The 18,824-nt window shown below is 37.8% G+C and carries 24 protein-coding genes; 9 read left to right on the top strand and 15 right to left on the bottom strand.

The window, feature by feature from the left end; genetic code table 11:
* Positions 1-149: 149 nt before the first annotated feature.
* Together QNH24_RS02965 and QNH24_RS02960 are read right to left on the bottom strand one after the other, a co-directional pair.
* A complete protein-coding gene (locus QNH24_RS02965; RefSeq protein WP_283870685.1) occupies positions 150-1,463 on the bottom strand; it encodes an HD domain-containing protein in 1,314 nt (437 codons plus the stop codon).
* Between the two features lie 230 nt (positions 1,464-1,693).
* Positions 1,694-1,918, bottom strand: coding sequence for a YuzB family protein (locus tag QNH24_RS02960; protein WP_049667962.1), 225 nt, complete (start codon positions 1,916-1,918; stop codon positions 1,694-1,696).
* 238 nt (positions 1,919-2,156) lie between these two features.
* Between QNH24_RS02960 and QNH24_RS02955 the strand changes: the two genes are divergently transcribed.
* Positions 2,157-2,807, top strand: a complete 651-nt coding sequence (locus tag QNH24_RS02955) for an RsfA family transcriptional regulator (protein ID WP_283870684.1) — start codon at positions 2,157-2,159, stop codon at positions 2,805-2,807.
* A 29-nt stretch (positions 2,808-2,836) separates the two neighbouring features.
* Here the strand turns inward: QNH24_RS02955 and lipL are convergent, their stop codons facing one another.
* Positions 2,837-3,670, bottom strand: coding sequence for an octanoyl-[GcvH]:protein N-octanoyltransferase (gene lipL, locus QNH24_RS02950; protein ID WP_283870683.1), 834 nt, complete (start codon positions 3,668-3,670; stop codon positions 2,837-2,839).
* A gap of 157 nt (positions 3,671-3,827) precedes the next feature.
* Between lipL and hemQ the strand changes: the two genes are divergently transcribed.
* Entirely contained in the window at positions 3,828-4,577 is a 750-nt protein-coding gene (gene hemQ / locus QNH24_RS02945) for a hydrogen peroxide-dependent heme synthase (protein WP_283870682.1), read from the top strand.
* A gap of 41 nt (positions 4,578-4,618) precedes the next feature.
* Here hemQ and QNH24_RS02940 read toward each other — a convergent pair whose 3' ends face one another.
* Positions 4,619-4,801, bottom strand: coding sequence for a hypothetical protein (locus QNH24_RS02940; RefSeq protein WP_283870681.1), 183 nt, complete (start codon positions 4,799-4,801; stop codon positions 4,619-4,621).
* 169 nt (positions 4,802-4,970) lie between these two features.
* Positions 4,971-5,141, bottom strand: coding sequence for a hypothetical protein (locus tag QNH24_RS02935; RefSeq protein ID WP_283870680.1), 171 nt, complete (start codon positions 5,139-5,141; stop codon positions 4,971-4,973).
* Between the two features lie 413 nt (positions 5,142-5,554).
* Here QNH24_RS02935 and QNH24_RS02930 point away from each other — a divergent pair, with 413 nt between their 5' ends.
* Both QNH24_RS02930 and gerQ read left to right on the top strand, forming a co-directional pair.
* A complete protein-coding gene (locus QNH24_RS02930) occupies positions 5,555-5,938 on the top strand; it encodes a cell wall hydrolase (protein WP_376781208.1) in 384 nt (127 codons plus the stop codon).
* Positions 5,939-5,959: 21 nt separating this feature from the next.
* Positions 5,960-6,292, top strand: a complete 333-nt coding sequence (gene gerQ, locus QNH24_RS02925; protein WP_054770276.1) for a spore coat protein GerQ — start codon at positions 5,960-5,962, stop codon at positions 6,290-6,292.
* A gap of 91 nt (positions 6,293-6,383) precedes the next feature.
* Here the strand turns inward: gerQ and QNH24_RS02920 are convergent, their stop codons facing one another.
* The 5 genes from QNH24_RS02920 to QNH24_RS02900 all read right to left on the bottom strand — a co-directional run bounded on the left by QNH24_RS02920 (position 6,384) and on the right by QNH24_RS02900 (position 9,565).
* Complete coding sequence (locus tag QNH24_RS02920) at positions 6,384-7,562, bottom strand: M20 family metallopeptidase (RefSeq protein ID WP_283870679.1); 1,179 nt, start codon at positions 7,560-7,562, stop codon at positions 6,384-6,386.
* A gap of 221 nt (positions 7,563-7,783) precedes the next feature.
* Positions 7,784-8,164 carry a DUF423 domain-containing protein gene (locus tag QNH24_RS02915; protein ID WP_283870678.1) on the bottom strand — a complete coding sequence of 127 codons (381 nt, stop codon included), beginning with the start codon at positions 8,162-8,164 and terminating at the stop codon, positions 7,784-7,786.
* A gap of 26 nt (positions 8,165-8,190) precedes the next feature.
* Positions 8,191-8,457, bottom strand: coding sequence for a YwdI family protein (locus QNH24_RS02910; RefSeq protein ID WP_283870677.1), 267 nt, complete (start codon positions 8,455-8,457; stop codon positions 8,191-8,193).
* Positions 8,454-8,633, bottom strand: coding sequence for a hypothetical protein (locus QNH24_RS02905; protein WP_054770279.1), 180 nt, complete (start codon positions 8,631-8,633; stop codon positions 8,454-8,456). Before QNH24_RS02905 ends, QNH24_RS02910 begins: the two co-directional genes overlap by 4 nt.
* 254 nt (positions 8,634-8,887) lie before the next feature.
* Positions 8,888-9,565 (bottom strand): uracil-DNA glycosylase, encoded by a 678-nt coding sequence (locus tag QNH24_RS02900; protein WP_283870676.1) that lies wholly within the window; start codon positions 9,563-9,565, stop codon positions 8,888-8,890.
* 173 nt (positions 9,566-9,738) lie between these two features.
* Here QNH24_RS02900 and thiD point away from each other — a divergent pair, with 173 nt between their 5' ends.
* Complete coding sequence (thiD, locus tag QNH24_RS02895; RefSeq protein ID WP_283870675.1) at positions 9,739-10,569, top strand: bifunctional hydroxymethylpyrimidine kinase/phosphomethylpyrimidine kinase; 831 nt, start codon at positions 9,739-9,741, stop codon at positions 10,567-10,569.
* Positions 10,570-10,615: 46 nt separating this feature from the next.
* Here the strand turns inward: thiD and QNH24_RS02890 are convergent, their stop codons facing one another.
* On the bottom strand, positions 10,616-11,167 hold the full coding sequence (locus tag QNH24_RS02890; protein WP_054770280.1) for an acyl-CoA thioesterase: 552 nt from the start codon (positions 11,165-11,167) through the stop codon (positions 10,616-10,618).
* Positions 11,168-11,354: 187 nt separating this feature from the next.
* Between QNH24_RS02890 and QNH24_RS02885 the strand changes: the two genes are divergently transcribed.
* The 3 genes from QNH24_RS02885 to bshB2 all read left to right on the top strand — a co-directional run bounded on the left by QNH24_RS02885 (position 11,355) and on the right by bshB2 (position 13,189).
* On the top strand, positions 11,355-11,636 hold the full coding sequence (locus QNH24_RS02885; RefSeq protein WP_283870674.1) for a hypothetical protein: 282 nt from the start codon (positions 11,355-11,357) through the stop codon (positions 11,634-11,636).
* A 499-nt stretch (positions 11,637-12,135) separates the two neighbouring features.
* On the top strand, positions 12,136-12,486 hold the full coding sequence (locus QNH24_RS02880; RefSeq protein ID WP_283870673.1) for a YojF family protein: 351 nt from the start codon (positions 12,136-12,138) through the stop codon (positions 12,484-12,486).
* Between the two features lie 13 nt (positions 12,487-12,499).
* On the top strand, positions 12,500-13,189 hold the full coding sequence (gene bshB2, locus QNH24_RS02875; RefSeq protein ID WP_283870672.1) for a bacillithiol biosynthesis deacetylase BshB2: 690 nt from the start codon (positions 12,500-12,502) through the stop codon (positions 13,187-13,189).
* Positions 13,190-13,233: 44 nt separating this feature from the next.
* Here bshB2 and QNH24_RS02870 read toward each other — a convergent pair whose 3' ends face one another.
* Positions 13,234-13,977 carry a TerC family protein gene (locus QNH24_RS02870; RefSeq protein ID WP_283870671.1) on the bottom strand — a complete coding sequence of 248 codons (744 nt, stop codon included), beginning with the start codon at positions 13,975-13,977 and terminating at the stop codon, positions 13,234-13,236.
* Between the two features lie 254 nt (positions 13,978-14,231).
* Here QNH24_RS02870 and ilvA point away from each other — a divergent pair, with 254 nt between their 5' ends.
* Entirely contained in the window at positions 14,232-15,494 is a 1,263-nt protein-coding gene (ilvA, locus tag QNH24_RS02865; protein WP_283870670.1) for a threonine ammonia-lyase IlvA, read from the top strand.
* A 176-nt stretch (positions 15,495-15,670) separates the two neighbouring features.
* Here the strand turns inward: ilvA and QNH24_RS02860 are convergent, their stop codons facing one another.
* The 3 genes from QNH24_RS02860 to QNH24_RS02850 all read right to left on the bottom strand — a co-directional run bounded on the left by QNH24_RS02860 (position 15,671) and on the right by QNH24_RS02850 (position 18,532).
* Positions 15,671-16,624 (bottom strand): nuclease-related domain-containing protein, encoded by a 954-nt coding sequence (locus QNH24_RS02860; protein WP_283870669.1) that lies wholly within the window; start codon positions 16,622-16,624, stop codon positions 15,671-15,673.
* 92 nt (positions 16,625-16,716) lie between these two features.
* On the bottom strand, positions 16,717-17,511 hold the full coding sequence (locus QNH24_RS02855; RefSeq protein WP_283870668.1) for an ABC transporter ATP-binding protein: 795 nt from the start codon (positions 17,509-17,511) through the stop codon (positions 16,717-16,719).
* Positions 17,504-18,532, bottom strand: a complete 1,029-nt coding sequence (locus QNH24_RS02850) for an ABC transporter permease (protein WP_283870667.1) — start codon at positions 18,530-18,532, stop codon at positions 17,504-17,506. The genes QNH24_RS02855 and QNH24_RS02850 overlap by 8 nt, the downstream gene beginning before the upstream one ends.
* Positions 18,533-18,824 lie beyond the last annotated feature (292 nt).

Here is an 18,824-nt window from a genome sequence, read left to right as displayed (position 1 = left end):
TATATTTTCCCAATTACATTGATTTTTATGCAAAAATAAAAACAGTAAACAATCACTCGAGTTGAGTTTGTTTACTGCCCTACTTACAAATACCGGTAAAAGGAAAAATCGATATACAAAATTTATACATTTTAAATTTATTCTAGGATTTATTTTTTCCCTTTTTCTTTTAACAATGTTAAGATTTCTTTCTTTACCTTAGCATGTGTCTGATCATCCTCTAAAAAATCTAAAGGGAAATATACTTTATGATCTCGTTTCATGCGACCAGAAATGGAATCAACAATAATTGATTCCCGTGACAGCTCCCGCAACTCTCCGTTTTTCATTTCTAAAAAAATCGGTACCCTTACTTCTTCCTCACCTGGTCGATAAAAATCGTATGGTAAATCTGCAGTTGTATCGTGGACAAGGTAATAATCTGGATTTAACTCCGCTTGCTTGAAAAGTGATTGAAGTTTTTGATATTTGTCTAGCTCTACCCCTGGATCTAAATCGATGTACTGGAATAGCTTACGATTCACAAATCTGCGACTTAAATCGCTTAAGATAGCATCTTCTTCTTGCATCCAAAGTTGAAAATATGTAAAAAGAATGCTTTCATCTAATGCAAGATAATCCTCAAGCGTAATAGAGTTGCGGAAAAATGCTTTAAAATGAGTAGGCTCATGCTTAAAATGATAGCCTTCTAAGCTTAATTGCTTTGCTCGTTTTAAAATATTATTTAAAATCACCTCTGCACTACGAGAAACTGGATGAAAATAAATTTGCAGATACATTTGGTAGCGGCTCATAATATAATCTTCCACTGCATGCATGCCAGTTGCCTTAATCACCACTTGATTTTTTCGCGGACGCATAACTCTTAAGATTCGTTCCATATCAAAATGACCGTAGCTGACCCCTGTAAAATAGGCATCACGCTGTAGGTAATCCATACGGTCAGCATCGATTTGACTGGATATTAAGCTGACTACTTGCTTATTTGGATAGGTTTTTTCAATGACTTGAGATACCTTCTCTGGGAAATCAACAGCAACTTTCTTTAAGACTGCATTAACTTCCGTATTACCAAGTAAAATTTGTGTTGTATAAAATTCATGGTCCAGCTCAAAGACATTTTCGAAAGCATGTGAAAATGGACCATGTCCTAAATCATGTAATAGGGCTGCACAAAGCACAAGTAGTCGTTCATCTTCGTCCCATTCTGGACGGCCAGCAAATATATCATCTACTATACGGCGTACAATCTCATAAACGCCAAGTGAATGACTAAAACGGCTGTGCTCCGCCCCATGGAATACCAAAAATGTTGTACCGAGCTGACGAATTCTACGTAATCGTTGAAATTCTTTCGTCCCCACTAAGTCCCAAATTACCTGATCCCGTACATGCACATAGCGATGCACTGGGTCCTTAAATACTTTCTCCTCCTGTAATTTAGCTTCTGCATAATGTGTCATTTGTTCAGCACCCCCGTTTCGTTATTTGTTCTATTATATGCGATAAATATTGGGCTAGCATACATATTTCTCTTCCATTATAGAGACTATCAACCTAAATGATTGGATATTCACCAAAATCAGATTTCTATGGACCAAATAAAAACGCTCTTTCAAGATTGTAAATACCTAAACATCTTAAAGAAAACAAAAACTATCCTCAGCGAGTGAAGATAGCATGTTTGTTTTTCTTATTTTTTTAATTTTGCTAACACTTTTTCCATAAGCTCTTCTTCCGTTAAGGCTGCAACAGGGCGGCTATTTACAAATGTAAATGTTTTTTTACGTCCTGGGCCACAATAGGAATGACAGCCGATTTCGATGGTTGCATCAGGATCAATTTCCTTTAATTTTGGAATTAACGTTTTTAAGTTAACGGCCTGACATTCATCGCAAACTTTAAATTCGTTTGCCATTTTGTCGACAACCCTTTCTATATAGTATTTTTTCATTCAAAAACATCACTTTTATTGAACGCACGACCTTCGCATATTTAAGTATGCAGCATGCGTACAAACCTACAACGGGTATTGTATCGCACTTTTTACCTTGTATTCAAGCATAATTCCTTCCACATAGGTGAATAAAAGGTTAAAAGATTGGTCATGCTAGTCTTAAATAAAGAAGTTCCAAATAAAGGTGGGAGGATTTTATATGAGTAAAGTAAGACAAGATGCTTGGTTACAAGAAAATGATGAATTATTAGCAGAGGCGGTTATTCGCCATGTAACAGAGGGTAGTACACAGCTTAATGCCTTTGAAGAAGCTGGTGATGCGTTAAATCGTACAGCTGCTGCCTGTGGTTTTCGTTGGAATGCTGTTGTTCGTAAGGAATATGAGGAGCAATTAGCTGAAGCGAAAAAGGAAAGAAAAGAGAGAATGCGAGTGTTGGGTGCACCAGCTAGACGACGTGCCTCTAGTATGTTTACAGTCAATAGTAGTGCCGCAGAGGGTAAATCCATTCCATTATCTGCATTATCTCTTGATATTGTCATAGCCTACTTACTACGTTTACAGCATTCTGGTGAGCTAGGTAATGAGTCTACAAAATGGAGACAGCTAGTACACGTAACATCCGAGAAAAATAAAAAACTAGAAAAAACCATTACACAGCTAGAGGAAGAGAATAGAGCAATTCGCAAAGATTACGAGCAATTTGTACAAATTATGAACCGTGCTAGACGACTTGTAACACTAGATGAAGAGGAAGAACGAATTGCACCTGTTTTCAAAATGGAGAAAAACGGAAATCTTGTTGTCAGTAGCTCTACTTTTCAACCGGAAAATGGCGATGCGCTTAGTTAGCAGCATCGCTTTTTCCTTTGTTGTTACTATTATTTAGGTGCAAGCATTTTCGTATTGCGCTCTAATACACGCTTTAAATAGAAAGCATATAACGTAAGCTCCTCATCATGAAAAGATTCAAATCGTATTTCTCCGGCCATTTTATGAATAAGGCGTTGTAATCGAATGATCACTGCTTCCACGGTTAAAGTTGCATCAACAAGCTCTGACAGTGAAGCCATCACACTAGGGTCAATGCTAGGATACGTAAATTTTGTTGCCTCTCCCTGTAAACTTACCTCATAAAAGTCTCGAATAAGCGCTGCTCGTTCGGAACCGCTTCCCTCAATACATAGATAAATTTGCACGGCCACTCCTTGACGTAAACGCCTTTGTGAAATACCTGCAAATTTCTTCCCATCAATACTTAAATCATAGGAACCCGGACAATAGGAACCTACAATTTCATAGGCTTCAATTCTATCTGCCACCTCAGGAAATAATCCTTTGATGAGAGCAACCATTACATCATAACCATCATTAATGCTTAATGCTTCTGTTTGTTCAGATAAAACAATTGAAATATTTAATACTCCTGCATCTAGTACCACTGCTAAACCTCCCGAATTACGGACAATAGGTTGATAGGCACGTGCTTGGAGTAACTCCATCCCTTGCTGTACATAAGGTAAGCGATGATCCTGAATACCAAGGACAACTGATGCATTATGAACCCATGTACGAATAGTTGGCGGAGAGGCTAATTGTCCCACTAACTGACATAAAGTATCATCTGTTGCAAAGGATTCAAGTGGCGATCTTTGCTTCGCGCTAATGGATTGATCGTAAAAACGCCAAATTGGCTGTTGTAAAATACTATTCATGCTTAGGGCTCCTCTATTTACATCTCTTCTCTTAAGCATACATAATCTGCGGAAGGTGTCAAATTCGTGAAATACAATCATGAATTTAGGGATTTTGTACAAACTATGATAAACTAAATTTTGAATGTTATTCACTTATAAAGGAGTGTTTTCAATAATGAATGAAGCAGCTATTACTTTAGATGGTTGGTATGCTCTACATGATTTTCGCTCAATCGATTGGGCTTCATGGAAACTCGTTTCTGCTGAAGAACGCCAAGCGGCAGTCGAAGAATTCGTCGCGTATTTAGAAAAATTAAACGAAGCAGATATCGCTAAAACTGGTGCTCATGCCTTTTATGCAATCGTTGGCCAAAAAGCTGATTTTATGATTATGACATTGCGTGAAACAATGGATGAGCTACAAGAGCTTGAAGCTGATTTTAATAAATTAGCAATTGCTGATTTTACAATTCCTACATATTCTTATGTATCTGTTGTAGAGCTTTCCAACTATTTAGCTGGTGAATCAAACGAAGATCCATACCAAAATCCACATGTACGTGCACGTCTTTATCCTGAGCTTCCACGCTCTAAATATGTATGCTTCTATCCAATGGATAAACGCCGTCAGGGCAATGATAACTGGTACATGCTTTCAATGGATGAGCGTAAAACATTAATGCGTTCTCATGGTATGATTGGTCGTGGCTATGCTGGTAAAGTAAAACAAATTATCACTGGTTCTGTTGGCTTTGATGATCATGAATGGGGCGTAACATTGTTCGCAGATGACGTATTACAATTTAAAAAATTAGTATATGAAATGCGCTTCGATGAAGTTTCTGCTCGATACGGGGAATTCGGTGCATTCTTCGTTGGTAACCTTCTTGATAACGAAAAACTAGTGAAATTCTTAACAGTCTAATCCTATAAAAAATGCGAGCCCTAAAAATGGACTCGCATTTTTTAAAATTCATTTTCTTCACTTGCTTCTGATTCCAATATTAAAATAATGGTATGGATAAAAAAGCCAGTTAGAATCATTAGGAAAACCAAATACCAGTTATATGGTTGATGGTAGAGTTCTGCTATACCTACAGCTGTAAATGCACTTACGATAATTGCTACAAACATACCAAAAATACGCATTGTAACACTCCTTCATGAAAGCAAAAAATATTTTTCCACTTTAGTATGTCTCTGTTTATTTTCAATATACTAGCAAGACAAAAAGTTTTTATCCTTTCAATAACAAAAATAAGAAAGTATCACCTTAACTTACGATGACACTTTCTTGTTTTCATATTACTTTCATCTCTCAGGAGTTTTCATCCTTCACCCTTAATATTAAAATGATCGTATTGATAAAAAAGCCAATAACGATGATTAAAATAAATAGATACCAATGGAGTGGCTGTCCGTAAAAATCACCTAGTAAAAATGCCAGCACAGCACTCAATAAAATACCAAACCAAACACCAATCTCCATTTTCCTGTCACCTCACATGTATTCAATACACATGCAACCTGTATCTTGATTTACCACAAGACTCCCACATCTATAAGTGTTTGGATAATGCGATTTTCTCCTTCTCGGTGGTGTACAACCCCTACTGAATCAAGATAAAGCCCCCAAAAACCCGGATTCAATTACGATGGGGGTAATAAATCTCATGTTCCCCGAAATAGTAGCTATTCTTTTTTTACCCACTTTGTTAAAAAAATATCGAACTTTTAACTATTTTTACAGACTACTCGTTATAACTAATATATGCTTACTAATTTTAAAATGTGATGAACTTTGTCATGAAAATAAACATGTCTACAATGGCTTCATGCATATACTGTCTGCGAGGAGGAATGTAAATAGCTGTTATAAAGACCAATGATGCACAAACAGCAATGCTCGCAAGGCTAATGCGAGCCGAGGCAGAAGGTGAAGGAGAATTAGGTATGCTGATGGTTGGCAACGTAGGCGTCAATCGCGTACGAGGAGATTGCCTAGATTTCGGGAATATTCGAACAATTGAACAAATGGTTTTTCAACGTCCAGGAGGTTTCGAGGCGACACAAAAGGGTTACTTTTATCAACGAGCACGTGATCAAGATATTCGTTTAGCAAAACGAGTGATTCAAGGTGAACGGTTCCATCCAGCAACCCGCTCCCTCTGGTTTTTTAGACCTGAAGGAGATTGTCCAGCACAATGGTATGGTCAATGGAACACAGGAAGATATAAATCTCATTGCTTTTTCTCACCATCTGAGGAAGACTGTCCTCAAATCTAAAAGAAAGAAGGTTGATAATCGATGATGCCATATTATTGGACACCGACAACGCAACAAATGCCCCCACAAGTAACAATTCCAAGTAGCGGACGACCACCTGGACGTGAAGAGTCCTATATTGAAAATATTTTGCGTTTGAATCGTGGTAAGCCTGCTACATTCCATTTCTCTTTTGAGCATGCAGTCGAGGCAGGGAAAAACACTAAAACTGTGCGTGGTGTGGTAGAAGCTGCTGGTCGAGATCATGTTATTATCCGTGAACTTAAATCGAATCATCGCTTCCTCTTCCCTATGATTTACTTTGATTTTGCTGAATATGATGAAGAGATGTCCTATTTCAATCAGAATCCATAATTCATTGCTTATGTAGCTAGTAATCGTCAGTTGTTATTATTGATACTTATTAAAAATGGCATGGTAGGAACATTCCTATCATGCCATTTGACTATTTATTTTTCTGTAAGTATTGTAGAGTTGCTTTTCCTAAAGTTTTTGCAGCAATTAGCATCGCACGTTCATCAAAATCAAAGCGTGCATGATGATGTGGATATGCTTCTTCCCACTCGGGCTTTTTAGCACCTGTAAAGAAAAATGTACCTGGCACCTTTTCTAGGTAATAGCCAAAATCTTCACCAATCATAAACGGTGGACATGTTATAACATTTTCTACTCCTGGTACATCATTCGCAAGCTGTGCAATAAATGCTGTGTCCTCTACATGATTATAAACAGGTGGATAACCTCTTGTATAGCGATAGTTATAGCTTGCCCCAAAAGGTTGGCAAGTTGCCTTTAATACAGACTCAAGCTCATCCTCCATCTGCTGACGCACCTGCTCATCAAATGTACGGACTGTTCCTGCAAGCACCACTCGGTCAGCAATCACATTGAAAGGATTTATTGCCTCAAAATGACCAAGCGTTAACACAGCCGATTTTAATGGATCGATTCGACGGGAAATAAGCTGCTGCGCGTTTACAACAAATTGTGAACCAAGCACAACTGCATCAATCGAATGATGTGGTTCTGCCCCATGACCACCTTTACCTTGAATCGTAATTTCCACTTTATCAGCCGCAGCCATAATTGCTCCATCTCTCACCAACAAATCTCCTATTGGTGTGGGTGCCCATAAATGTGTACCGAAAATAACATCTACTCCATCTAGGCAGCCATCCTCTATCATAGGCTTTGCTCCACCTGGGGCAATCTCTTCTGCATGCTGATGAATAAAGACTACACTCCCTGTAATCTCATCTTTAATCGCATTTAGTGCCTTAGCAAGACCTAATAATGTTGCTGTATGACCATCATGACCACAGGCATGCATTTTACCATCTATTTTCGATTTATAAGGAATCTCATTTTCTTCTTGGATAGCCAATGCATCGAAATCAGCTCGTAATGCCACCGTCTTACCAGGCTTTCCCCCACGTAATGTTGCAACAACACCGCGTTCTCCTACCTGCTCCCGAACATCATGTCCTAATGCACGATGAAAGGCTGCTATATATGCTGGTGTTTCCACCTCTTCAAAGGATAATTCCGGATATTCATGTAAATGTCGACGAATGGCCACTATTTCATCAAAATTATGATCTAGTAAAGTAAATAGTTTCTCCATATTTTACAAAACCTCACTTTCTCAAACTCGAACTCTTTTGGTAATAACAGTGTACTATAAATTCTTACAAAAACAATAGGAATTAAAATGAAGATTGATAGAATTATTTTTTGAGCTTTCAATAGTTACTATAACTTCCTTAAAGATAAAAACCCCTCCACAAAAAATGCGAAGGAGTAAAATTATTTAGTTTATAATTGTGAAGTTAATAATTATTGCCTTTATCGAGCATGCTTAAGAGCAGATAGGATAATCAGCACCCAGCCTGCTAAAAATAGGACACCGCCAATTGGGGTAATGGCACCTAATACTTTAATGCCGCTGATGGCTAATATATATAAACTACCTGAAAAGAAAACAATACCGAGGTTAAAGAAAATACCAGCTAAATTTAATTGCTTTACTTCTCCTAATAATTTAGAGCTCATTAATAGGCCAATAACAAGCAAGCCTGTTGCATGAAACATTTGATATTGTACGGCTGTTTCCCAAATACCACGACCATAATCATCTAAAACATCCTTTAACGCATGTGCACCAAATGCACCGAATGCCACCGCTAAAAAGCCATGAAGTGCACCTGTCACGATAAATTTTTTCATGTCATTCTCCCTACCTTTAATAATGATTAAAAGTCAAAAATTGAATCACCATTTGCTCCGTCTTCTTCTTCAATTTTTGCTGTGTATAAACTTGTTGGCTTTGGCTCTGAAACTAGCATTTGTGGTATATGCTTCGACTGTGCTTTTGATATTCCATCAGGAGAGGCTAAAACTACATCACATAATGCTCGAATCGCAGTTAAGGCTTCACGAATTTGTTGTTCATTTCCAGCATTCTTCACACCTGATAATTGTTTTTCAAGTTGTTGAATAACGGCTTGATAAGGAATCATTGCATTCTCCCACTTTCTGCTTTCGGTACGAATTTTAAACAGTCCATACCAGAGGATTGTTTTACGACAACGGATGGTATTTGCTTTGTTTTAAAGCCATATGCTGCACATGCACGTGGCGTCTGCGGGTCCCATGTTACTTTAAAATGTTGACATTTGAAACAATTAACCTTCATCGTTGCCCCTCACTTTCTTCCATTAGTAAATGTATCACGAATCTAATAGTGTATCAATTTCGCCTTGGCGTAATTGCGTCCGGATTTTGAATTGTGCCTGCACAATTCATTCCTTTGAAAATCCGTGACATCCGCCGGAGGCTTATCTTCATTCAGGTTTGGACACCCACATGAAAAGGAACCAAAACGACATTTATTTCACCACTTGAAGAGGTGGGAGTCTGCTGAATGAAGATAGATGATTTGTGCCAATCTTATCCTAGACACCAATCAATAGGCTGCTCTCCCCATTCTAGTAACTGTGCATTAATTTTAGAATAGGGTTTACTACCAAAAAAGCCTCTATAGGCACTAAGTGGACTTGGATGAGGTGCCTCTAAAATGACATGTGGTGTTGAATATTTACGGATTAATGGTTTTTTCCGTTGTGCTGGCTTGCCCCATAATACAAAAATAATAGGCTCATTTCTTGCTGCCAATTTATCGATTACAGTATCAGTAAATTGCTCCCACCCTTGTTCTTTATGAGAGTTTGCTTGACCTGCACGCACAGTTAAAACTGTGTTCAATAGCATGACACCCTGCTGAGCCCATTTCGTTAATGTGCCATGTTGGGGAATCGGACAACCCACATCATCCTGTAATTCTTGTAGCATATTACGTAGACTTGGTGGATGTGGAACTCCTGGCTTTACTGAGAAACTCAACCCATGTGCTTGATTCGGACCATGATAGGGATCTTGACCTAAGATGACTACCTTCACATCACAATAAGCTGTTGTAGTAAAGGCATTCATGACATCATTCATAGGTGGATAAATTGTTTGTGTTGAATATTCATGTGCTACAAATTGTCGTAACTTTTTATAGTATGTTTTTTCCATTTCTTCTGCTAGTATTGCTTGCCAATCATTCGGGAATACTTGTTTCATCGTCTAAAAGCCCCTTTCTCTTCTTTCACGGTACAAAAAAATAATGTTGAATTCAAGTATCAATTCAAACTGACCTTGTAAAAATATAGCATTCTGGCTATTTTTATAGAATCAGAATCAGACTATACTAGATGGTAATTTTAATACTCTCAACTATAAAGGAGATCTTTCACATGACTCTTAAAAAAACTTTAACGATTGCTGGTTCAGATACTTCAGGTGGCGCAGGAATGCAAGCCGATTTGAAAACATTTCAGGAACATGGAACATATGGGATGGTGGCACTAACGGTAATTGTTACGATGGATCCAAATGGTTGGACACATAATGTCACAACATTACCAACAGAGCTTCTGCAAAAACAAATTGATACAGCTCTTTCAACAGGCATTGATGCCATCAAAACAGGGATGCTTTCAACTGAGGAAATTATTCAGGTTGCAGGAGATGCTATCGCAAAATCGGGTACGTCCAATGTTGTCATTGATCCTGTAATGGTCTGTAAAGGCGAGGATGAGGTATTGAACCCTGGCAACACAGACGCCATGATTCAATATCTATTGCCACTAGCTGCCGTCACAACACCAAATCTATTTGAGGCAGGACAATTAGCTGGAACAGGTACACCAAAAACGATAGAAGAAATGAAAGCAGCAGCTCGTAAAATTCATGAGCTTGGTGCTAAGGCTGTTGTCATAAAAGGTGGAAAAGCGCTAGCAACAGAAAAAGCAACAGATTTATTCTTTGATGGTGAGAAGTTCTATTTACTAGAATCTGAAAAAGTAGCTTCTACTTATAACCATGGGGCAGGCTGTACATTTGCAGCCTCAGTAACCGCAAATCTTGCAAATCGTCTTTCAGTGAAAGAAGCAGTTATAGAAGCAAAAGAGTTTGTATCTGCTGCAATTGCTCATGGATGGGCTTTAAATGATTACGTTGGACCAGTAATGCACGGTGCAAAATCACGTTTTGGTGCGCCTGAAGTAACAGTGACAGAGCTATAAAAATGAAAGGGCATCAGATTAGCATTACTAATCTGATGCCTTTTTTTCACATATAATAGTTTTCCATCATTTCGAGACGATAATCCCATGGGTCATTCATTGAAATAAACTGAGCCAACGCCTTACTTTCCTTTTTCCGCTCTGCGCGTGCCTTTGCTCGTTCTGCAGCTGTTTCATGTAGCTTTGTCTCCTCTACCGTTTCAGGAATAACGCGAGGCACTGGTGCAGGCTTATTATTTTCATCTAACGCTACAAATGTTAATAATGCTGTCGCTGCAACCTTCCGTTCGCCCGTTTTTAAATTTTCAGAAATAACCTTTACGAAAACCTCCATAGAAGACGTTCCTGTCCATGTTACATAGGATTCAAAATAGACAGAATCCGTTGGGCGAATTGGATGAAGGAAGTCAACCGAATCCGTTGAGGCTGTTACACAGTCTCTACGACTATGCTTTGCAGCAGAAATGGAGGCCACTTGGTCAATATCACTCATTAAACGACCACCAAATAGAGTATTATGATTGTTGACGTCGTTTGGAAACACTCGACTTGTACGCATAACTCTAGATTCTTTACAATATTTATAGCCCTTATTCACAACAATTCCCCCTCAAAACAGGTTTATTCCTACTATAATGCTCTATTCTTCTAGAAAAATCAATATAATTATTAGAAAATTACAAATTCTTAATAAGGGACTTTTTTGCTCTCAATGTGAAAAATGATGGACAAGATACGCTACTTCTTTCTTCACCATATATTAGCTGTATACGGGAGGGAGAAAAATGAAAAAGCATAAACATAATGGAACGAATGAACAATCTGGTTTATTAGCTGGAGAAATAACCTCCTCTAAAATTGAAGTAATTGCTTCCATTGTATTAACACTCGGTTATTCATTATCAACCCTCGCAGATATATTAGCATTGCAGGAGGAAGAGGAATTAGCTCAAGAAAATACATCAAGGGCACAGGATCAAAATTTACAGTTTAGGCAAATGTGCAAACAATTACAGAATGTTAATAATCGCTTAGATTCGATTGAACGAAAGCTTAACAGATATTAAAGATACATATTTCGAATTCTTCAGCTACTTTTAAAAAGCCGCGATTCTCTATTAAAATGAGAATCGCGGCTTTTTTACTATACTATGATAATTAGCTTTCAGTCTTCTTTCCTTTTCAAGTCCATAGCCAGTCCACATTGAAGGAACGTCATCTATTGTACCAAGATAGAATTCGTTATAGTTCCTAGTAATTTCTCCCTTCAATATATATGGTTATCTATACTCTTTAACAGAAAGAAGCCATGGTTGCAATATCTTATTAGTTGTGAAATCATTTACTATACAAAACGACACATTTTGTACAAAATTGCTTTCACACTCTTATATTGATACATTACTATAATTTTTTCAAGAATATTGCTTATGGATGTGTCATAGATTTATAGATATCGGTTTATTTTAACCAAATGATTAATTTATCATCTAAAGGGCATTCAATTTCCCTTTGTGAATTTTTTTTACTATACTTAAATTAGAAATAATCGAGAGGAGTGTTAAGATGCAAGAAGTACATGTAGAGACGTTGCAAGAATTATTGAATTCTTTCGCCAACAAAGACGTTTATATTCATCTTGAGACAACGAACGGTTCTTATGCAGCACACTTTGATGAAAAATTTTTTAATGCAGGCGCCTTTATTCGCAATGCAAGAATTAATTACGAGCTAGCGAAAGTAGTAGATGATTCACCCCATCGTGTTGGCTTAAAAATGGCACATGGCTGGGTCTATGCACAAGGCATCACACATTATGAATTAGATGATTTAGGCCGTTTATTAATGGCTGGACTAGACTACTCTGGAAAATTGGCGATTGCGCTTGAAATTAGTGAAACGCCATTTTCTTATTAAGGGGGACGACTATTTGAATTTACAACCACAACGTCATATTTTAATTGTTTACCCTCACCCAGATGATGAGGCTTTTTCAGTTGCTGGGACTATCGCCTACTATACAAAGAAGATGAATACACCTGTTACATATGCATGTCTAACATTAGGTGAAATGGGGCGTAATTTAGGAAATCCACCTTTTGCTACACGTGAATCCTTACCTGAAATTCGCCGTAAAGAGCTTATTGCTGCTGCGGAGGCTATGGGTATTCAGGATCTACGTATGCTTGGTTTACGTGATAAAACAATTGAGTTTGAAGACGATGAAAAAATGGTAAAGCTGGTGGAAGATTTAATCGAAGAGTTAACACCTTCGCTCATCATTACGTTCCTTCCTGGCTTTGCTGTGCATCCTGATCATGAGGCCACTGCTCGTGCAGTAGTTGAGGCTGTTCGTCGTATGCCTAAAGCGGAGCGTCCCCAAGTGTTTGGCTGCGCATTTGCGAATGATACAATTGAGAAAAATGGAGAGCCTCATGTTGTCTATGATATTCGTGAAATGAAGATGGACAAAGTAAAAGCATTACAGGCACATGCCTCTCAAACCGCTTGGATGATGCAGGAAACGGAAAAACGCATTGATGACGGGGAGCCAATGAGCGAAAGCTGGCTAAATATTGAAAAATTCTATATTGTAAATCCTGATCATTATGCTAAGTGATTAAACAAAGGTTCTGCTCTCTTTTTGAGAACAGAACCTTTTTGTTAAGCAACTCTTAATTTTTTCAAAAAATGAATAATGAAAGTAAATGTAAACACAATAATGAGAACAACAAAAAACATATAATGCGGAACATGAACACCAACAATGCTTACTAGCATTTTCAGCGCAATAATGCCAATGATGATAAAGGCTGTCGTCTCAAGTTCAGGTATTTTTTCAATAATGATTAGAAATAGGCCTGCAATTGTTCTCATCATTAAAATACCTAGCATTCCACCGACCAGTAATATCCATATTTGATTGGATATCGCAAATGCAGCAAATATGGCATCAACCGAAAAGGCAATATCCATTAATTCTACTGAGATAACAGTTGCCCAAAACGTCCCAAACAGTCGAACCATCAAGCCTGTTTTTTTAACTTCCTTGACACTATCTTCTTCCCCTATTTGTAAGAAATGCGCGACACACAGCCATCCTAAATACAAGGCACCTAGTAATTTTATAAACCAAAATTCTACTAAGTATACACCGATGCCTATAAACAGGAATCGAAAAAAGTAGGCACCCAACATACCATACATTAGCGCTCGTTTTCGTTGCTTGTTTGGTAAATGCTTTACTAGTACTGCCAATACAAGTGCATTATCCGCTGATAGTAAACCCTCGATAACAATTAGTGTTGATATTAATCCCCAAGACACTGGGTCTTTTAAAACTTCCCTCCACATGTCCCAATCGAAAAATTGAATGTATGTAGATAGAATCCCTTGAATGATTTCCAATTACATACCCTCCTACTAGTCCTAAGCTAGTCTAGTATATGCTTGACCATTTTGGTTATGAGGAAAAATTTTTTGAATATTGGTGGTTACTTGAAGCTCGATAAACATTGTTTTTTCTCGAATACGTTTCATTATTCTTATAAACACAAAATAGACACCGAAAATTTAGAATTTACTAAAAATTAATAGCAAATTTCTAATAAAATATGCTATCATAGATAAATGTTTTATACGTAAAACGGAGGATGAACATTATGGAAGTTGCTGATACTAGAACTGTGCAAGTTGAAAATATCTTAATTGCACATCATTTTTTAAAAGATGTAGTCGTGCACACACCGCTACAGAAAAACGACTATTTATCTGAGAAATACGGAGCTAATATTTATTTCAAACGCGAAGATTTACAGCATGTACGCTCATTTAAGCTTCGTGGTGCCTATTATAAAATTAAAAAGATTGAAGAAGAGGCTCGCACAGCTGGAGTTGTTTGCGCAAGTGCAGGTAATCATGCACAAGGTGTCGCTTATGCCTGTGCTCAATTAAAAATTCATGCAAGTATCTTTATGCCTCAAACAACTCCTAAGCAAAAGATTGACCAAGTGCGTATGTTTGGTCGAGAATATGTGGAAATTATTTTAGCTGGTGATACTTTTGATGATTCTGCTGAAAGTGCATTAGCCTACTGTGAAGAGCATGGTAAGATTTTCATTCACCCATTTGATGATTTTGATGTAATCGCTGGTCAAGGAACTGTTGCTGTTGAAATTATGAATGATATAGAGGAACCTATTGACTACGTGTTTGGTAGTGTTGGTGGCGGAGGATTAATGTCTGGTGTTTCTGCCTATATTAAAAACCTTTCCCCAACAAGTAAAATCATCGGTGTAGAGCCTGCTGGTGCGGGCAGTATGAAAGCTGCATTTGCAGAGGGCGGTGCAGTGTCACTTGACTGGATCGATAAGTTTGTTGATGGTGCTGCAGTCAAATGCGTTGGTCACCATACCTATGATGTTTGTCGCCGCTATTTAGATGACATTGTCCTAGTGCCTGAAGGTAAAGTATGTACAACAATTCTAGACCTTTATAATAAGCATGCCATTATTGCAGAGCCTGCTGGTGCATTATCTGTTGCTGCACTTGATTCTTATAAGGAAGAAATTAAAGGGAAATCAGTGGTTGTCATCATTAGCGGTGGCAACAATGACATTGGACGCATGCAGGAGATTAAAGAAAAATCTTTAATTCACGAGGGCTTACTTTATTACTTCATTGTAAGCTTCCCTCAACGTGCAGGGGCACTTCGCCAGTTCCTTACAAGTGTATTAGGACCAAATGATGATATTACGACATTTGAATATACAAAGAAAAACAACAAAGAGAGTGGTCCTGCCTTAGTCGGTATCGAACTTGGCAATCGTGACGAATATGAAGGTTTATTAGCACGAATGAATGAGTTTGGCTTTAAATATAAAGAGGTAAATAACGACATTCAGCTCTTCGGCTTACTCGTCTAATACAATGAGTCACACTTCTTATGAAAGTGTGGCTTTTTTGTAGGATGAAAGAAGGTTTATCGAAACAAGTTTGAGGTTTATCGAAACTTTTCTGGTGTTTATCGAGACTTTTCAGCGCATTATCTCCCAACTTAAGCGACACTATCTGACCGCTCAATAGTTTTGTCGCTAACATTTTAATCTAACAATGTTGAAGGAATTATATATTTTCTACTCTTATTTTCACCAAATGCTTCAAATTTTAATTTCTTCAACAAATAATAAACTGCTTTCTCTGAGTTAATATCAAAAAAATCACGAAATTGAGCATTTGAAATATGGTTACCCATCATTAATCGAAAATCGTGCAATGCAACAAGCATCGATTGATTATCGATTATATCGCAATTACTACAACGCCATTTCCCATGTGTATAGCATAAAGTATGATTACATTGTAAACACAATGCCCCTTTCTTTAGTTCATCTAGCTGAATATCTGGAATCCATTGGGTTGGCTTATGCATTTGCAGCAGATGTTCCGAAAGCTCAGTTAAATCTGCTTCACTTATACAAACTTGTTGATGCTTCCTGTATAATTGCTCAATCCTCTCAGCCAAGCCACTTACATGGAGAATTGGCTGAGTCGCAAAACGAGGCGACATAATCATATTTGGATTTGCAGAAATAACAAAAAACTCTATTGGTATATGATGCCCTCTCATGTGAAGCATTCTAGACATAAATCTAGCATGTCGCTTTACCTGATCTAACGGATTGCGAAACCCATCTACTCTTCCATCAGAAGTAACTCTTATGAACTGGTGGTTTTCAGCCATGAAATCAACACGACCGGAAATATTTTTGATCTCCAATACTAAGATAAAATACTGTGTCATTAATAATGTATCAATTTGATAGGTTAATCCACCCTTCCCTTTAAACTCCAAATCATGTAATAAATAATACGCTTGCTGTAAATAGATCTCCCTCCATTCCTGATCAACTCTTCTTTCACCTGCATACCCTGCCTTTGTTCTATTTAACATGTATTGATAATAAATATACTTTGTGTGAGCTTTCGGTAGTCTTCTTTCAAGCATTTCTAATACTCGTTGCTTTGTTGAAACTTCTCTCTTTTTTAGTAGCATTTTTTCACCTCTTTAGCTAGATTATAATGTAAACCTTCTGAAATTTATCTCCCAACTTAAAAAACGCCCATACCTATGTATGAGCGTTTTGATTACCCTAATAAAGCACGATCTGAATTCATTTTCTCTCCGCGGATACGTTCGAATTCTGCCATTAAATCTGGAATCGTCAATTCGTGCTTGCGATCCTCGCCAACCTCTAAAATAATTTGGCCCTTATCCATCATAATTAGACGGTTTCCTAAATCTAATGCTTGCTGCATATTGTGAGTAACCATTAATGTTGTTAAGTTATCCTTTTCAACTAAATACTTTGTAATGCGAGTGATTAACTCTGCACGAGAAGGGTCAAGTGCTGCCGTATGCTCATCAAGCAATAAAATAGATGGCTTTGTAAATGTTGCCATTAAAAGTGACAGAGCTTGACGTTCCCCTCCTGACAATAAGCCAACCTTCGCTGATAGACGGTTTTCAAGATTTAACCCAAGCATCTCTAAAGACTCTTTAAAAAACTCTCGACGCTTTTTATCAACACCGATGCGTATCCCTCTACCTTTATTTCGTGAATAAGCCAATGCTAAGTTTTCTTCAATCGTCATCGTTGGCGCTGTGCCTGCCATTGGATCCTGGAATACGCGGCCGATATAGTGAGAGCGTTTATATTCAGGTAAAGTCGTTACCTCATTTCCATCAATTAACACCGAGCCAAAATCAGGTGTTAAAGCTCCAGAAATCATATTCATCATCGTTGACTTACCAGCACCATTACTACCGATAATTGTCACGAAATCACCTGGCTTTAAATGCAAATTAATTTCAGCAAGCGCAATTTTTTCATCAGGTGTACCTTCATTAAAAATTTTATTGATACCGTTTAGCTTAAGCAAGGCCTTTCCCTCCCTGCTCAACAGTCTTTACTTGTGAACGCTCTGCTGCCCGTTTAACCTTACGCTTGCGCTCCTTACTCTTATTGATAAATTGAGGTAAGATTAGTGCTAGAATAACGATGATGGCTGTGATTAATTTCATATCTCCTGAATCTAAGAAATCAACGCGTAATGCTAGAGCTAAAATAATACGATAAATAATTGCCCCTGCGATAACAGCAAATGTTGTACGCATAATTGTTTTAGTACCAAAGATGGCCTCACCAATAATAACGGATGCCAGACCAATCACAATCATACCAATTCCCATACTTACATCTGAGAACTTCGAATACTGTGCGATTAAAGCTCCAGAAAATGCGACAAGTGCATTAGAAAGCCCTAGTCCTAGAATAATAAGTGTATCTGTATTTGCTGAGAAGCTACGAATCATTCGCTTATTATCACCAGTTGCTCGGATAGCCAGTCCGACTTCTGTCTTTAAGAACCAGTCTGCAATTAACTTAATTAAAATCGTGATGATTAAAACGACAATTAGCGTACCCCATGTTGCTGGAACTTGCTGAATGCCCATGCCTTTTAATAGGTTATTTAATGCAGCATCGATGCCTAAGTTACTCCAAAATGCCTGAAACTTTGAAAATAACGTTTCTGAGTTCAATAATGGAATATTCGGACGACCTATCGTATTTTCTGCAGTTAACCCCATAATACGTAGGTTAATAGAATATAAAGCAATCATCATCAAAATACCCGATAATAACGGGTTAATTTTCCCCTTTGTGTGAAGAATTCCAGTCATACATCCTGCAATAAATCCAGCAACAATTGCCACTATAGTCGCTAACATTGGGTGATAACCAAGCAGTATCATCGTTGCTGCTGTAGCCGCCCCTGTTACAAAGCTTCCATCAACCGTTAAATCCGGAAAATCTAACACACGGAATGTTAAGTACACACCAAGTGCCATAATTGCATAGATGATTCCTTGCTCCACTGAGCCAAATAATGCTGAAAACATTGTTGAATCATCTCCTAAATTTCATAATTAAAATCAATTTCGTCTTGGCGTAATTGCGTCTGGATTTTGAATTGTACCTGTACAATTCATTCCTTTGAAAATCCATGACATCCGCCGGAGGCTTTGGGCCGACATGATGTTGGTCACTCAGTCGTTGCCACAGGACGTGGCGTTCTTAGACTGAGTTCCTCTATTTCAGTAGGTGTTTGGATACCCATTGAAAAGGAAACCAAAACCATATTCATCTCACCACCTGTAGAGGTGGGAGTCTTCAGCTGAATGAAGATAAATG

The organism is Lysinibacillus pakistanensis (genome assembly GCF_030123245.1).
Lineage (GTDB): Bacteria > Bacillota > Bacilli > Bacillales_A > Planococcaceae > Lysinibacillus > Lysinibacillus pakistanensis.
The sequence above is the reverse complement of the archived record's forward strand: the minus strand, read 5'-3'. Positions and strand labels throughout refer to the sequence as shown.

Excerpts from the sequence above, each read along its gene's own strand:
- QNH24_RS02965 (WP_283870685.1), bottom strand. The coding sequence starts at position 1,463 with ATGACACATTATGCAGAAGCTAAATTACAGGAGGAGAAAGTATTTAAG.
- QNH24_RS02960 (WP_049667962.1), bottom strand. The coding sequence starts at position 1,918 with ATGGCAAACGAATTTAAAGTTTGCGATGAATGTCAGGCCGTTAACTTA.
- QNH24_RS02955 (WP_283870684.1), top strand. The coding sequence starts at position 2,157 with ATGAGTAAAGTAAGACAAGATGCTTGGTTACAAGAAAATGATGAATTA.
- lipL (WP_283870683.1), bottom strand. The coding sequence starts at position 3,670 with ATGAATAGTATTTTACAACAGCCAATTTGGCGTTTTTACGATCAATCC.
- hemQ (WP_283870682.1), top strand. The coding sequence starts at position 3,828 with ATGAATGAAGCAGCTATTACTTTAGATGGTTGGTATGCTCTACATGAT.
- QNH24_RS02940 (WP_283870681.1), bottom strand. The coding sequence starts at position 4,801 with ATGCGTATTTTTGGTATGTTTGTAGCAATTATCGTAAGTGCATTTACA.
- QNH24_RS02935 (WP_283870680.1), bottom strand. The coding sequence starts at position 5,141 with ATGGAGATTGGTGTTTGGTTTGGTATTTTATTGAGTGCTGTGCTGGCA.
- QNH24_RS02930 (WP_376781208.1), top strand. The coding sequence starts at position 5,555 with ATGCTCGCAAGGCTAATGCGAGCCGAGGCAGAAGGTGAAGGAGAATTA.
- gerQ (WP_054770276.1), top strand. The coding sequence starts at position 5,960 with ATGATGCCATATTATTGGACACCGACAACGCAACAAATGCCCCCACAA.
- QNH24_RS02920 (WP_283870679.1), bottom strand. The coding sequence starts at position 7,562 with ATGGAGAAACTATTTACTTTACTAGATCATAATTTTGATGAAATAGTG.
- QNH24_RS02915 (WP_283870678.1), bottom strand. The coding sequence starts at position 8,164 with ATGAAAAAATTTATCGTGACAGGTGCACTTCATGGCTTTTTAGCGGTG.
- QNH24_RS02910 (WP_283870677.1), bottom strand. The coding sequence starts at position 8,457 with ATGATTCCTTATCAAGCCGTTATTCAACAACTTGAAAAACAATTATCA.
- QNH24_RS02905 (WP_054770279.1), bottom strand. The coding sequence starts at position 8,633 with ATGAAGGTTAATTGTTTCAAATGTCAACATTTTAAAGTAACATGGGAC.
- QNH24_RS02900 (WP_283870676.1), bottom strand. The coding sequence starts at position 9,565 with ATGAAACAAGTATTCCCGAATGATTGGCAAGCAATACTAGCAGAAGAA.
- thiD (WP_283870675.1), top strand. The coding sequence starts at position 9,739 with ATGACTCTTAAAAAAACTTTAACGATTGCTGGTTCAGATACTTCAGGT.
- QNH24_RS02885 (WP_283870674.1), top strand. The coding sequence starts at position 11,355 with ATGAAAAAGCATAAACATAATGGAACGAATGAACAATCTGGTTTATTA.
- QNH24_RS02880 (WP_283870673.1), top strand. The coding sequence starts at position 12,136 with ATGCAAGAAGTACATGTAGAGACGTTGCAAGAATTATTGAATTCTTTC.
- ilvA (WP_283870670.1), top strand. The coding sequence starts at position 14,232 with ATGGAAGTTGCTGATACTAGAACTGTGCAAGTTGAAAATATCTTAATT.
- QNH24_RS02860 (WP_283870669.1), bottom strand. The coding sequence starts at position 16,624 with ATGCTACTAAAAAAGAGAGAAGTTTCAACAAAGCAACGAGTATTAGAA.
- QNH24_RS02850 (WP_283870667.1), bottom strand. The coding sequence starts at position 18,532 with ATGTTTTCAGCATTATTTGGCTCAGTGGAGCAAGGAATCATCTATGCA.